The following is a 12,665-nucleotide window of genomic DNA, read 5'->3' on the forward strand; positions in this document are numbered from 1 at the left end:
CATTCGTTTCTTCCCCTGCGTTCCCTGTTGCCTGCAGCCTTTCAAAGAAGATCGTGCCGTCCCGAATTTCTCCCCTTCAAATCAGCGCCTTCACGGCGACCTCTGCCGTCGGTGTCGGCAAGGAATCGCTGGCCGACGCGCTCGCGCAATCGCGCAGCGGCCTGCGCGCCAACGACTTCGGCGACGCACCGCTGCCCACCTGGATCGGCCGCGTGGACGGTCTTGAAGACATCCGCCTGCCCGAGGCGCTCATGCCCTGGGACTGCCGCAACAACCGGCTCGCGTGGCTGGGCCTGCATGCCGACGGCTTCATCGAGGCGGTGGCCGCCGCGCGCGAAAAGTACGGCGCCTCGCGCATCGCGCTGGTGCTGGGCACCTCGACCGCCAGCATCGGCGAAACCGAGCTGGCCTACACGCAGCTCGACGCCGAAGGCATGTTTGCGCCCAACCAGCGCCGCGCCGCCGTGCACACGCCCCATTCGCTGGCGATGTTCACCGCGCAGGTGCTGGGCCTCACCGGGCCGAGCGAGACGATCTCGACCGCCTGCTCGTCCAGCGCCAAGGTGTTCGCTTCGGCCGAACGGCTGATCCGCCTGGGCCTGGCCGACGCGGCCGTGGTCGGCGGTGCCGACACACTGTGCGGCAGCGTGCTGTTCGGCTTCAACTCGCTCGAACTGGTGTCGAGCGAACCCTGCCGGCCTTTCGATGCCAGCCGCAAGGGCATCAGCCTGGGCGAGGCCGCCGGCTTTGCACTGGTCGAGCGCGTGCAGAGCGGCGCCGACGCCGCGCCGATGCACCTGCTGGGCTACGGCGAAGCGAGCGACGCGCACCACATGTCGACCCCGCACCCCGAGGGCCTGGGCGCCGAGCGCGCGCTCGACGAGGCGCTGGCGCGCGCGGGCCTTGCGCCCGAGGCCATCGACTACATCAACATGCACGGCACCGCGAGCCAGAAGAACGACGAGGTCGAAGGCGCGCTGGTGGCGCGCCGCTTCCCGGCCCGCACGCACGCCAGCTCGACCAAGGGTTTCATGGGCCACACGCTGGGCGCTGCCGGCATCGTCGAGGCCGTCATCAGCCTGCTGGCCATCGAGCGCGGCCTGATGCCGGGCACCGTCAACACGAGCACGCTGGACGAAGGCTTCGGTCCGCAGATCAAGCTGCAGCCCGCGCATGGCGAGGTGCGCTATGCCCTGTCCAACTCCTTCGGCTTCGGCGGCAACAACTGCTCGCTGGTGTTCGGCAAGGCGGAGGCCGCATGAGCACGACCACGACGCGCCCTGTGCCCCCCACCCTCTACATCGAAGGCCCGGCCTTCTGGACGCCCACGCTGCCCGGCTGGGACGCGGCGCGCGCCGCCTTCCGCGGCGAAGGCACGCTGGCCGATCCGCCCGCCAAGCGCCCGTCGCCGCAGGTGCTGGCACCGGCCGAGCGCCGCCGCGCGCCCGACACCGTGGCGCTGGCGCTCGAAGTGGCGGCCGCCGCGATGGTGGCCTCGGGCCGCAATGCGGCCGACGTGCCCTGCGTGTTCACGTCGGCACACGGCGACCTGTCGATCAACGACTACATGTGCGGCACGCTCGCGACCGATCCGAAGATGCTGTCGCCCACCAAGTTCCACAACTCGGTGCACAACGCGGCCGTGGGCTACTGGACCATCGGCACCGGCTGCATGGCGGCCAGCAATGCGGTTTCGGCCTACGAACACAGCTTTGCCTCCGGCCTGCTCGAAGCGGCGGTGCAGTGCGCGGCCGACCAGGAGCCGGTGCTGCTGGTGGGCTACGACACGCCCACCGTCGGCCCGCTGACCTCGGTGACCGACAGCCGCGGCCTGCTCGCGGTGGCGCTGGTGATCGCGCACGAGCGCACCGAACGCACCGCGGCCTCGCTCGACTGGTCGCTGGTCGGCACCGATGGCACCGGCGCGCCGGCGGCGCCGCGCTCGGCGGCGGCACGCACGCTGGTCGGCATCAACCCGATGGCCGATGCGCTGGGCCTGTTCGAGGCGCTGGCGCAGGTCGAAGGCAGCGCAGGCAGCGCAGGCGCGCCGATCGAACTGCCGCTGTCGGGCACGCTCGCGCTGCGGCTGCAGTTGCAGCCCGCGGGCTGACGATGCGCGGGGGGTGGTCGGCGCGCTCCGTCACCCGCGCGTTGGTAGGTACTCGAAGACGAACATGGCGCCCGTGAACGCTGGGCAAGGCGCTATGCTTTTCGCAGCGCTTGCGGTTGACAGGCCGGTGCTGCGTTTACCCAACTTTACGGAGCGTTCAAGCCCGCTTGCTCCCCGTGGACGACCATGAAGCGCATGAGCACCCCCCAACTCCTGATGATCGAAGACGACGCCCGCCTGGCGCAGATGGTGGGCGAATACCTGACGCAGTCGGGCTTCGCCTTCAACCATGCCGGCGACGGCACCAGCGGGCTTGAGCAACTGCAGCAGCACGCGCCCGACCTCGTGATCCTCGACCTGATGCTGCCCGACACCGACGGGCTTGAAGTCTGTCGCCGCATCCGCGCACTGCCCGGCCCCCTGTCCAAGGTGTCGGTGCTGATGCTCACGGCCAAGGGCGATCCGATGGACCGCATCATCGGCCTGGAGATCGGCGCCGACGACTACCTGCCCAAGCCCTTCGAGCCGCGCGAGCTGCTGGCGCGCATCCGCGCGGTGCTGCGCCGACGCAGCGAGACCGCCACCGAGGCGGAAGCCTCCACGGTGATGCGCTTCGGCACGCTGGAGATCGACCGCAATGCGCGCACCGTGTCGGTGGCCTCCGCGCTGGCCGACCTGACCTCCTACCAGTTCGACCTGCTGGTGGCCATGGCCGAGCGCGCGGGCCGCGTGCTCACGCGCGACCAGATCATGGAAGCCGTGCGCGGCCGCGAGCTGGAAGCCTTCGACCGTTCGATCGACGTGCACATGGGCCGCATCCGCGCCGCCATCGAGGTCGATGCGAAGAACCCGAAGCGCATCCTCACCGTGCGCGGCGTGGGCTACGTGTTCGCCAAGCAGCAAGACTGAGCCGGCCCCGATGCTGCGCAGCCTCTACAACCGCCACCTCTATGTCCGCATCTGGCTCGCGGTGGTGGGCGGCGTGGTCATCCTCACGCTGATGGCCAACTGGATCGTGCGCGAGGCGGCGCAGGCCGAGCGCGAGCGGCTGGCGCCCGTGCCGCGCGACGTGGTCGTGCTCGATGCACAAGACAAGCCCATCGGCACCGGCAAGGCGCTGCGCGTGCCGGGCCAGGGCCTGGAGTTCGACGTGACGCTCAGCGACGGCAAGGACATCACGCTGCGCGTGGCGCCGCGCGAGCGGCCCACCGGCGCGGCCGGCTTCGCGCCGTGGCGCACGCCCTTCGGGCTGGGCTGGATGATCGCGTTGGTGGGGGTGGCGGTGGCATTGGCCGTCTACCCGATCGTGCGGCGCATCACGCAGCGGTTGGAATCGCTGCAGCGCGGCGTGCAGCGATGGGGTGAAGGCGATCTCTCGGTGCGCGTGACCGAAGAAGGGCAGGACGAAGTGGCTGATCTCTCCAAACGATTCAACGCATCGGCCGAACGCATCGAACAGCTGGTGCGTTCGCACAAGTCGCTGCTGGCCAATGCATCGCATGAACTCCGCTCGCCGCTCACCCGCATCCGCATGGGCCTGGAGCTGATGGGCGAGCGCCCGAGCCCGGCCGCGCGCGACGAGATCTCGCGCAACATCGGCGAGCTCGACCAGCTGATCGACGAGATCCTGCTGGCCAGCCGGCTCGATGCCAGCGAGGCCGACATGGGCACCGTCGAGGCGGTCGACCTGACCGGCCTGGCCGCCGAGGAATGCGCGCAGGTGAACGCCGAGCTCGACCTTGCCGAAGGCACCGACAACGCCACGCTCACCGTGCCCGGCGTGTCGCGCCTCTTGCGCCGCGCGATCCGCAACCTGCTGGAAAACGCCCGCCGCTACGGCGCCGGCGAGATCGCCGTCGAGCTGGGCAACACCAACGGCTTTGCCACCGTGCGCGTCAACGACCGGGGGCCGGGCGTGCCGCCCGCGCTGCGCGAACGCATCTTCGAGCCCTTCTACCGCCTGCCCGGCGCCAGCGAGCGCAATGGCGGTGTCGGCCTGGGGCTGTCGCTGGTGAAATCGATCGCCGAACGCCATGGCGGCTCGGTGCGCTGCGAAGACCGGCCGGGCGGCGGCGCGAGCTTCGTGATTCGCCTGCCGGTGGCACGCGGCCACTGACAAGACACCAAAGAAAAGCACCCTGCGCCCGCACGGGTGCAGTCAGGTAGCGGCCACAGGCCGCACCTAAAATCCCGCCCCTATGCAGAGATCGCACATCGTTCGGCCCGCGGCCATGTTCTGGGGGCTGGTGGTGTTCTTGCCGGTCGGCGTCACCTACCTGTCGGCCATTCTTCTCCTGCTCACGATGATGCTGGCCGGCGACACGCGCGAGCGCATCGCGCGGCTGCGCGCCAACCCGATGTGGTGGCCGGTGATGGCCTACCTGGCCTGGACCCTCATCGTGCTGGCCTTCGGGCAGCACTACCCCGAAACCGGCTCCAACCTGTTCCACGGCATACGCATCGGCCTCACGCTGCTGATGGCGATGGCGCTCACGCGCGAGGAAGCGATATGGGCGCTGCGCGGCTTCCTCCTGATCGCGGCGCTGAACATCCTCCTGATCGTTCTCTACTACGCCATCGGCTTTCCGATCTGGTCGCCGCTGCGCGCGGTGGTCATGGAGGTGGGCAACAAGTCGATCAGCAACGCGCTGCTGTTCAGCGTGGTGGCGTCCACCGCCGCCGTGTGGGGCATTGCGCAGATTGCTGCGCACAGGCCGCTGCGCGCCATTCCCGCCTTCGTGCTGATGCTCGGGCTGGGCCTGGTGGTGGCGTTGCCGCTGACCTCGCGCACCTCGGTGCTCGCGCTGCTGCTGGTGATTCCGGCGGTGTGCATCCACCAGTGGCGCAACCACCTGAAGATGCTGGTGGGCGCGCTGGTGCTGGGCACCGTGGTGCTCGGCGCCGGGCTCTACCAGCTGCCGCAACTGCAGCACAAGGTCGAGACCGGCGTGCAGGAGATCGAAGAGGCGCAGTCCGGCGCCGTCTTCAAGGGCAGCTGGGTCATCCGCTACTACATGTACAAGGACACGAGCCTCATGATCGCCGACCGGCCCTTCACCGGCTGGGGCATCGGCGGCTGGACCGAGCAGTGGCACAAGCGCGGCCCGAAGCTGTTCGCCGACTCGAACATGCCGCACAACGACTTCCTGTGGGTCGGCTCGCAGGGCGGCTTGCCGGCCTTGCTGAGCCTGCTGGTCATCATGGCCGGCGCCGTCTGGCAGGCATGGAAGCGGCCCGACATCGCGGGCCGCTACGCGCTGGCGGCCACGCTGATCGCACTGATCGCATCGAGCGTGAACTCGGCGCTGCGCGACGCGCAGATCGGCCTGGCGCTGCTGTGGATCTCGCAGGTCTACCTGCGGCTGGCCATGGAATCGAAAGACCCGGCGCCCTGGCGCGACCTGTGGCCGCGTGCCGGTTCCAGGGCGTTCGATCCGGCGGCACAGCAGGCCTGAGAGGGCCTGAAAGGGCCCGAGAGAAATTGCAGGCACCCGGCATGGCCGCTTCGCGGGCCTGATCGCCGCGAAGCACCCACCCGGGGCAAAGACCGTCAGGTCAGTGGCGCGCCGAAACCGCTTCGCCGGCCTTCAGCCGGTACACCGTGCCGCAGTACGGGCACTTGGCTTCGCCGGTGCGCGCCACGTCGAGGTAGACCTTCGGGTGACTGTTCCAGAGCTTCATGTCCGCCTTGGGGTTGGGGCAGAACACGCCGCCCTGATGGTTGAGCTCCTTGGCCAGGAGTTCGACGGTTGCATTGGTAGACATGGGTTTCAGACTTTCGTGAGCCAGTGGGCGTACTTGGGATTCTTGCCGTTCACGATGTCGAAGAAGGCAGACTGGATTTTCTCGGTGATCGGGCCGCGCGCGCCGCCGTCGCCACGGTTGCCGATCTCGACGCGGTCGAGTTCGCGGATGGGCGTCACTTCAGCGGCCGTGCCGGTGAAGAAGGCTTCGTCGGCAATGTAGACCTCGTCGCGCGTGATGCGCTTTTGCACGAGTTCGAGCCCCAGGTCCTTGCACACGTGCAGGATGGTGTTGCGCGTGATGCCGTTGAGCGCGCCGGCCGACAGGTCGGGCGTGTAGACCACGCCGCCCTTGACCACGAAGATGTTCTCGCCCGCGCCTTCGGAAACGAAGCCGCTCGCGTCGAGCAGCAGTGCCTCGTCGTAGCCGTCGTCCAGCGCTTCCATGTTGGCCAGGATCGAGTTGGTGTAGTTGCTCACCGTCTTGGCCTGCGTCATCGTGATGTTGACGTGGTGGCGGGTGTAGCTCGAGGTTTTCACGCGGATGCCGCGCTTCATGCCTTCTTCGCCGAGGTACGCACCCCACGACCAGGCCGCGACCATGGCGTGGATCTTGTTGCCCTTGGGGCTCACGCCCAGCTTTTCGGAGCCGATCCAGATCAGCGGGCGCAGGTAGCAGCTTTCGAGCTTGTTCTCGCGAACCACCTGTTTCTGGGCCTCGTTGAGCTGTTCCTGCGTGAACGGGATCTTCATGCGCAGGATCTTGGCGCTGTTGAACAGGCGCTCGGTGTGCTCGGCCAGGCGGAAGATCGCCGTGCTGCCGTCCGCCGTCTTGTAGGCGCGCACGCCCTCGAAGGCGCCGCAGCCGTAGTGCAACGTGTGGCTCAGCACGTGGATCTTGGCGTCGCGCCAGTCCACGAGTTCGCCGTCCATCCAGATCTTGCCGTCACGGTCGTCCAGCGAGGGGGGGATCGAGCTCATTTCCTGATTCCTTTGGAAGCGGTGGGGTGCGACCGGGGGGATGTCGCAAAAGCTTGCGATTTTACGGCCGCGTCCGGAACCGAGTACCCGACAATGGCCGGTTGTCCAAACCAGTGGAAAAAGGGTTTCCGTGTCCGTATTCAAGAACGTCATCGTCTATCGCATCGAACCTGCCTGGTCCCAGACACTGGCCGAGGCAGAAGAAGGGCTCGGCAAGCTGCGCTTCGAGCCTTGCGGCCCCTCGCAGGAAAAGTCCGCCGGCTGGGTCGAGCCCCGCGGCGAGGCCAACGGCCCGCTGGTCGAATCCATCGACGGCCAGTGGCTGGTCGAATACATGATCGAGAGCAAGGCGGTGCCCGGCTCGGTCGTGCGCCGCAAGCTCGACGAGCGTTGCGCGCAGATCGAGGCCACCACCGGCCGCAAGCCCGGCAAGAAGGAAAAGAAAGAGCTCAAGGAAGACATCACCCTGGAGCTGCTGCCGATGGCCTTCACGCGCAGCGCCCGCGTGGCCGTGTGGATCGACAAGGCCGAGAACCGCCTCGTGATCAACAGCGGCAATGCCGCGCGCGCCGACGAAGTGGTCACCAGCCTCGTGAAGTCGCTCGACGGCTTTGCCGTGGCCCTGATCAACACGCAGATCGAACCGGCCGCCGCCATGGCCAACTGGCTGCTCACGCAGGAGCCGCCGGCCGGCTTCACCATCGACCGCGAGTGCGAGCTGAAGGCCTCCGACGAGTCGAAGGCCGTGGTGCGCTATGCCAAGCACCCGCTCGACATCGAAGAGGTCAAGCAGCACATCACCGACGGCAAGCGCCCGACGCGCCTGGCCATGACCTGGGACGACCGCGTCTCCTTCGAGCTGACGCAGGGCATGCTGATCCGCAAGATCGTGTTCCTCGAAGGCACGGGTGACGGCGCCGCGGGCGGCAAGAAAGAAGACAACTTCGACGCCGACGTGGCCATTGCCACCGGCGAGCTGGGCCAGATGGTGCCGGCGCTGCTCGATGCGCTCGGCGGCGAAGCGGCGTTCTCGGCGGCCCTGCCGGACGAAACGCCCAAGCCCGCCGCGTCGGCATCGACCCCGACCACCACGACCCCGGCCGATGCCGTCGAGGAAGAAGACGCGCCGTTCTGACGGGCCCTCCGTTGCCCCTCAGGCGACCAGGTAGGTCTGCGCGAGTCGGACCCAGCAGGCGGCCCCCAGCGGCAGCGCCTGGTCATTGAAGTCGTACCCGGGGTTGTGCACCATGCAGCCGCCGAACTCGCCCTCTCCGTTGCCGAGCAGCAGATAGCAGCCCGGCAACGTGGCGAGCATCCAGGCGAAGTCTTCGCTGCCCGCGAAGCCCTTGGGCACTTGCGTCACGACGTTCGCCTCGCCGACCAGCTCGGTGCAGACCTGCGCCATCAGCTGCGTTTCGGCCACGGTGTTGACCACCGGCGGCACCAGCTGGCGATAGTCGATCTCGGCTTCCACGCCATGCGCCTGCGCGGTGAAGCTCACGATCTCGCGGATGCGCTGCTCGACCAGCGCGCGCGTCTCGGGCCGTGCCGCACGCACGTTGAGGCCGAGCGCGACCGATTGCGGAATCACGTTGTGTGTGGCACCGCCGCGGATGAAGCCGACCGACACCACCGCCGTGTCGTCGGGCGCCACGTTGCGCGCCACCACGGTCTGCAGCGCCGTCACCACCGCAGCCGCAGCGGCCACAGGGTCGCGCGAGCGATGCGGCATGGCGCCATGGCCACCCACGCCCTTGATCGTGACGTCGGCCACGTCGGACGACAGCGTGACAGGCCCCGCCACCACGAGCGCGGTGCCCAGCGGCACGCCCGGCGCGTTGTGCAGCGCGTACACCGCATCGCAGGGGAAGCGCTCGAACAGGCCGTCTTCGATCATTGCGCGCGCGCCGCAGAGGTTTTCTTCGTCGGGCTGGAAGATCAGGTTCAGCGTGCCGTCGAAGTCACGCGTGCGCGCCAGCGCCTTCGCGGCCGCCAGCAGGATGGCCGTGTGGCCGTCGTGGCCGCAGGCATGCATGCGGCCGGGGTTGCGGCTTGCGTAGGGCAGGCCCGTGGCCTCGACGATGGGCAGCGCGTCCATGTCGGCGCGAATGCCGAGCCGGCGCGTGCCGTTGCCCAGCTTGAGCTGCGCCACGATGCCGGTCTTGCCGATGCCCGTGTGCACCTCGTAGCCCCATTCGCGCAGCAGGTTGGCCACCAATGTGCTGGTGGCGCTCACCTCGAAGCCGAGCTCGGGGTTGGCGTGGATCTGGCGGCGGATGTCGATGAAGGCTTGCGTGTCGGCAGGCGGAAGCAGGCGGGACAGGAGCTTGGTGGTCTGGAGGCTGAGTTCGCGTGTCATGAAAGGCGTTCGGTTCGTTCGACAAGAAGGAAGGAAGGCAGGAAGAAAGGTGGCTCAGTCGGCCTTGCGTTCACGCATCGCCAGGAGCGCCACGAGGCTCAGCACGCCACAGACCATCATGTAGAAGGCCGGCGACATCGGGTTGCCTGTCTTCGCGAGCAGCCAGGTCACGATGAACTGCGAGGAGCCACCGAACACCGTCACGCCGATGCTGTAGATCACCGAGATGCCGCTGGCGCGCACGCCGATCGGCAGCATCTCCAGCATCATCAGGAACATGGGCGTGGTGCCGATGTTCACGCTCGCCGTGAGCAGCGCCGACAGCGCCAGCACCAGCGGCACGCTCGGGTAGTGGCTGATGAGCCAGAACACCGGATAGACCGCGATCACGCTGAACAGCAGCGAGCCGATCACCAGCGGCTTGCGGTTGGGCAGCCGGTCGGCCAGGCGCCCCGCCACCAGCGAGACCACGAACAGCGTGATGCCGGTGACGCAGCCCGACAGCAGCGACAGCGAAGGCGGCATGTGCAGCACGCGGATCATGTAGGTCGGCATGAAGAACACGACCAGGTACATGGTGGCCGTGCCCGCCGTGGTCGCGAAGATGCCCTTGAGCACCGTGCCGCCGTGCGCACGCAGCAGCCGGCCGATGGGGCTGGACTCATGGCTGTCGGCGGTGTGCGTTTCTTCGAGGTGCGCACGGATGTACAGGCCCACCGGCGCGATCAGCAGGCCGAGCAGAAACGGCAGCCGCCAGCCCCAGCTTTCGAGCGAGGCCTGCGGCAGCGCGGCATACAGCGCGGCGCCGGTGAGCGCCCCCAGCAGCGCCGAGATGCCCTGGCTCGCCAGTTGCCAGCTCACGCGGAAGCCCCGGCCCTTGACGCCGCCGGCCTCCATCAGCATCGAGGTGGCCGCGCCCACTTCGCCGCCGAGCGAAAAGCCCTGCAGCAGCCGGCCGGCCACGATCATCAGCGAGCCGAACACGCCGGCCGACGCATAGGTCGGCGCCAGGGCGATGCACAGCGTGCCGATCACCATGAGGCCGATGGTCAGCGTCATCGCGGCCTTGCGGCCCTTGCGGTCGGCGTAGTTGCCGATGATCACGCCGCCCAGCGGGCGCATCACGAAGCCGATGCCGAAGGTGGCCACCGCGAGCAGCAGCGAGCCGTAGGGGCTGTCGGACGGAAAGAACAGCTTGCCGATTAGGAGCGCGAAGAAGCTGTAGACGGTGAAGTCGTACATCTCCAGCGCGTTGCCCAGCGAGCAGGCGGCGATCAGGCGGAACTGGCTTTGCTTTCCCTTGTTGCCGTGTGCGTTGCCGTGTGCGGCATGGGGCGCATGCGCGCTGGCGGGTAAAGCACCCTGGATCGGGCTTGCGGGCAATGCGGCTTCGCTCATCTAATGTCACTCCACGTACTGTTTGCGGGGGGGCGATGGGCCCGTTCGCGGCGGAGTATTCAGGCAAAGCGCTGCAGCGAAGAATCACAAATTTTCATGCCGATAACCAAATGGCATCCCCGACACAAGAGGCCTTTCGCGGCTATCGGGGCAACTACCGAGACACCCCATTTCTTGCCCCATTTCCGAGAAGGCCGCACCACGATGAAGCTGCAACAGTTGCGCGTCCTGCTGGCGGTGGCACAGCATGGCAGCATCCACGAGGCCTCGCGCAGCCTGCACACCACGCAACCGGCGCTGTCCAAGACCATCTCCGAGCTGGAGCGCGAACTCGGCGTGACGCTGATGGTGCGCTCCACGCGCGGCGTGAGCCTCACGGCCTATGGCGTGGCGCTGGTCAAGCGCGCCAGCCTGGTCGAGCAGGAACTGCGGCACGCGCTCGAAGACATCGAGGCCATCCGCGGGCATGACGAGGCGCAGCTGAACATCGGCTTTACCGCGGTGGCGTCGAGCGGGCCATTGCCCGACGCGATGGCCTCGTTTCGCCAGCGCTTTCCGAACGTGGCGCTGTGCGGCTTCGAGCTGCGGCCGCAGCAAATTCTGGAAGGGCTTCGCGAAGGCCGGCTCGACCTGGGCCTGATCTCCACCTGCAACGGGCCGGGCGCCGGTGCCTTCCAGTGGGAGCCGCTGTTTTCAGTGGCGATGCACCTGTCGGTGCGCGCCGGCCATCCGCTGCGGCGCGTGCGCAAGCTGCGCACGCTGATCGACGCCGACTGGCTGGTGCTCGACCCCATCGACGACGCGGGCAGCCCGCTGGTGAGCACGATGCGCCTGAACGGGCTCGCGCTGCCCACGCGCATGGTGCAGAGCGCATCGAACCTGCTGGGGCTGCAATTGGCCACACAGACCGACCTGATCAGCATGTGGTCGGACTTCGTGTTCCATGGCGCGGGGCCGCTGCGGCTGCAGCCGGGCCTGCTCGAGCGCCTGCCGATCACCGACGAGGTGCCGGACTTCGGGGTGTACCTGGTCTATCGCTCGGCCGACCTGATGACGCACATGTGCACCGAGTTCGCCAAGGAGGCGCGCCACCATGCGAAGGCGAATCCGCCGTGGCGGCAGTTGCGCCGCAAGATGGGCGCGAGCACGAGCGTGGGTACGTGAGCGATCAGCTCGCGGGGGTATTGTCCTTGGTGTCTTCTTCAGGCGGCGTTTCGGGCCGCGTCATGACCCAGCTCTGCAGCTTGCCGCCGTTGAACACGGTATCGACGTAGGAGCCACCGGAATCGGTCCAGCGGTACAGCTCGGGCTGCTCGTCCTTCGGCGAACGCAGTTCGCCGAGAGCGCGCGTCATCGCGATGACGTGCATCAGCGTCGCGCCCTGCTTGAGCTTGGCATTCAGCATCACGGCGCTGCCGACATAGCCCACGGGCCGTTCGGCGGCCCGCTTGAGCACCTGCATCGCGCGATTGAAGTGCAGCAGAAAAAACATCACGATCGCGCCGCCGGCCAGTGCGACGCCGCCCCAGCCACCGCTGCGCCAGGCCAGGCCGAGAAGGAGGATGGCGCCCACGGGCACCAGCAATTTCTGGAAATTCATGGCGCGCATTGTCGCCGCCCGCCGGACAGGCCCCGCAGGCCGATGCAGTTTCCCCACGGGTCGCGCACCTGGCACATGTGTTCCTCGCCCTCCAGCCGCATCGGGCCGCGGTAGAGCGTCGCACCCAGCGACTGCAGATGGCCCAGGGCGGCATCGAAGCATTCGACATTCCAGTACACGATCGAACCGGAGGCACCCGCGCCGACCTTCTCGTCCGCGGGAACGATCTCCAGCAGCACGCCGAAGAGCGACAGGCACTCGAAGGCCGGTGTGCCGATCGACACCCGCTCGGCCTCGGGAAATGCGCGCGCGTACCAGCCAAGCGCCGCCTCGACATCGGCGACGTGGACCATGACTGCGGCAATCGGGGGAGAAGTCGATTTCATTCGGGGCCTGTGAAGAAGGGAGCGCGATTCTGCCGCCCGGCCGCGCATGCCGCAGTAGCCGCCGTGGCTACTTCCGGGCGCGCGCGGC

The 12,665-nt window shown here is 68.0% G+C and carries 13 protein-coding genes; 7 read left to right on the forward strand and 6 right to left on the reverse strand.

What is annotated here, in order from left to right; genetic code table 11:
- Window positions 1-53 precede the first annotated feature (53 nt).
- The 5 genes from ACGLHS_RS27370 (at window position 54) to ACGLHS_RS27390 (ending at window position 5,565) form a co-directional block, all read left to right on the forward strand.
- Window positions 54-1,262: a beta-ketoacyl-[acyl-carrier-protein] synthase family protein gene (locus ACGLHS_RS27370; protein ID WP_394484931.1), complete on the forward strand. Its 1,209-nt coding sequence runs from the start codon at window positions 54-56 to the stop codon at window positions 1,260-1,262.
- Complete coding sequence (locus ACGLHS_RS27375) at window positions 1,259-2,110, forward strand: beta-ketoacyl synthase chain length factor (protein WP_394484933.1); 852 nt, start codon at window positions 1,259-1,261, stop codon at window positions 2,108-2,110. The genes ACGLHS_RS27370 and ACGLHS_RS27375 overlap by 4 nt, the downstream gene beginning before the upstream one ends.
- Before the next feature lie 186 nt (window positions 2,111-2,296).
- Window positions 2,297-3,019, forward strand: a complete 723-nt coding sequence (locus tag ACGLHS_RS27380) for a response regulator transcription factor (RefSeq protein ID WP_093247037.1) — start codon at window positions 2,297-2,299, stop codon at window positions 3,017-3,019.
- 10 nt (window positions 3,020-3,029) lie between these two features.
- On the forward strand, window positions 3,030-4,226 hold the full coding sequence (locus tag ACGLHS_RS27385; RefSeq protein WP_093247038.1) for an ATP-binding protein: 1,197 nt from the start codon (window positions 3,030-3,032) through the stop codon (window positions 4,224-4,226).
- A gap of 82 nt (window positions 4,227-4,308) precedes the next feature.
- Window positions 4,309-5,565 (forward strand): O-antigen ligase, encoded by a 1,257-nt coding sequence (locus ACGLHS_RS27390; RefSeq protein ID WP_093247039.1) that lies wholly within the window; start codon window positions 4,309-4,311, stop codon window positions 5,563-5,565.
- A gap of 100 nt (window positions 5,566-5,665) precedes the next feature.
- On the opposite strand, the gene ACGLHS_RS27395 is transcribed toward ACGLHS_RS27390, so the two are convergent.
- Both ACGLHS_RS27395 and ACGLHS_RS27400 read right to left on the reverse strand, forming a co-directional pair.
- Complete coding sequence (locus ACGLHS_RS27395) at window positions 5,666-5,875, reverse strand: zinc-finger domain-containing protein (protein WP_093247040.1); 210 nt, start codon at window positions 5,873-5,875, stop codon at window positions 5,666-5,668.
- Between the two features lie 5 nt (window positions 5,876-5,880).
- The gene (locus ACGLHS_RS27400; RefSeq protein ID WP_093247041.1) at window positions 5,881-6,834 is read right to left on the reverse strand and encodes a branched-chain amino acid transaminase; all 954 of its coding nucleotides are present in this window, start codon (window positions 6,832-6,834) and stop codon (window positions 5,881-5,883) included.
- A gap of 130 nt (window positions 6,835-6,964) precedes the next feature.
- Between ACGLHS_RS27400 and ACGLHS_RS27405 the strand changes: the two genes are divergently transcribed.
- Window positions 6,965-7,969 carry a recombination-associated protein RdgC gene (locus ACGLHS_RS27405; protein ID WP_093247042.1) on the forward strand — a complete coding sequence of 335 codons (1,005 nt, stop codon included), beginning with the start codon at window positions 6,965-6,967 and terminating at the stop codon, window positions 7,967-7,969.
- Between the two features lie 18 nt (window positions 7,970-7,987).
- Here the strand turns inward: ACGLHS_RS27405 and ACGLHS_RS27410 are convergent, their stop codons facing one another.
- Together ACGLHS_RS27410 and ACGLHS_RS27415 are read right to left on the reverse strand one after the other, a co-directional pair.
- Window positions 7,988-9,193 carry a M20 aminoacylase family protein gene (locus ACGLHS_RS27410; RefSeq protein WP_394484938.1) on the reverse strand — a complete coding sequence of 402 codons (1,206 nt, stop codon included), beginning with the start codon at window positions 9,191-9,193 and terminating at the stop codon, window positions 7,988-7,990.
- 54 nt (window positions 9,194-9,247) lie between these two features.
- Window positions 9,248-10,591: an MFS transporter gene (locus tag ACGLHS_RS27415; protein WP_394484941.1), complete on the reverse strand. Its 1,344-nt coding sequence runs from the start codon at window positions 10,589-10,591 to the stop codon at window positions 9,248-9,250.
- 204 nt (window positions 10,592-10,795) lie between these two features.
- Between ACGLHS_RS27415 and ACGLHS_RS27420 the strand changes: the two genes are divergently transcribed.
- Complete coding sequence (locus tag ACGLHS_RS27420; protein WP_394484943.1) at window positions 10,796-11,755, forward strand: LysR family transcriptional regulator; 960 nt, start codon at window positions 10,796-10,798, stop codon at window positions 11,753-11,755.
- A gap of 4 nt (window positions 11,756-11,759) precedes the next feature.
- Here the strand turns inward: ACGLHS_RS27420 and ACGLHS_RS27425 are convergent, their stop codons facing one another.
- Window positions 11,760-12,200: a glycerate kinase gene (locus ACGLHS_RS27425; protein ID WP_394484945.1), complete on the reverse strand. Its 441-nt coding sequence runs from the start codon at window positions 12,198-12,200 to the stop codon at window positions 11,760-11,762.
- Window positions 12,188-12,544: a VOC family protein gene (locus tag ACGLHS_RS27430; RefSeq protein WP_394484947.1), complete on the reverse strand. Its 357-nt coding sequence runs from the start codon at window positions 12,542-12,544 to the stop codon at window positions 12,188-12,190. Before ACGLHS_RS27430 ends, ACGLHS_RS27425 begins: the two co-directional genes overlap by 13 nt.
- Window positions 12,545-12,665 lie beyond the last annotated feature (121 nt).

The sequence above is a fragment of the Variovorax sp. VaC1 genome (assembly GCF_043658315.1).
Taxonomy (GTDB): Bacteria; Pseudomonadota; Gammaproteobacteria; order Burkholderiales; family Burkholderiaceae_C; genus Variovorax.

Coding starts and splice junctions, on each gene's coding strand:
- ACGLHS_RS27420 (WP_394484943.1), top strand. CDS start 10,796: ATGAAGCTGCAACAGTTGCGCGTCCTGCTGGCGGTGGCACAGCATGGC.
- ACGLHS_RS27390 (WP_093247039.1), top strand. CDS start 4,309: ATGCAGAGATCGCACATCGTTCGGCCCGCGGCCATGTTCTGGGGGCTG.
- ACGLHS_RS27410 (WP_394484938.1), bottom strand. CDS start 9,193: ATGACACGCGAACTCAGCCTCCAGACCACCAAGCTCCTGTCCCGCCTG.
- ACGLHS_RS27400 (WP_093247041.1), bottom strand. CDS start 6,834: ATGAGCTCGATCCCCCCCTCGCTGGACGACCGTGACGGCAAGATCTGG.
- ACGLHS_RS27425 (WP_394484945.1), bottom strand. CDS start 12,200: ATGCGCGCCATGAATTTCCAGAAATTGCTGGTGCCCGTGGGCGCCATC.
- ACGLHS_RS27430 (WP_394484947.1), bottom strand. CDS start 12,544: ATGGTCCACGTCGCCGATGTCGAGGCGGCGCTTGGCTGGTACGCGCGC.
- ACGLHS_RS27395 (WP_093247040.1), bottom strand. CDS start 5,875: ATGTCTACCAATGCAACCGTCGAACTCCTGGCCAAGGAGCTCAACCAT.
- ACGLHS_RS27385 (WP_093247038.1), top strand. CDS start 3,030: ATGCTGCGCAGCCTCTACAACCGCCACCTCTATGTCCGCATCTGGCTC.
- ACGLHS_RS27380 (WP_093247037.1), top strand. CDS start 2,297: ATGAAGCGCATGAGCACCCCCCAACTCCTGATGATCGAAGACGACGCC.
- ACGLHS_RS27415 (WP_394484941.1), bottom strand. CDS start 10,591: ATGAGCGAAGCCGCATTGCCCGCAAGCCCGATCCAGGGTGCTTTACCC.
- ACGLHS_RS27375 (WP_394484933.1), top strand. CDS start 1,259: ATGAGCACGACCACGACGCGCCCTGTGCCCCCCACCCTCTACATCGAA.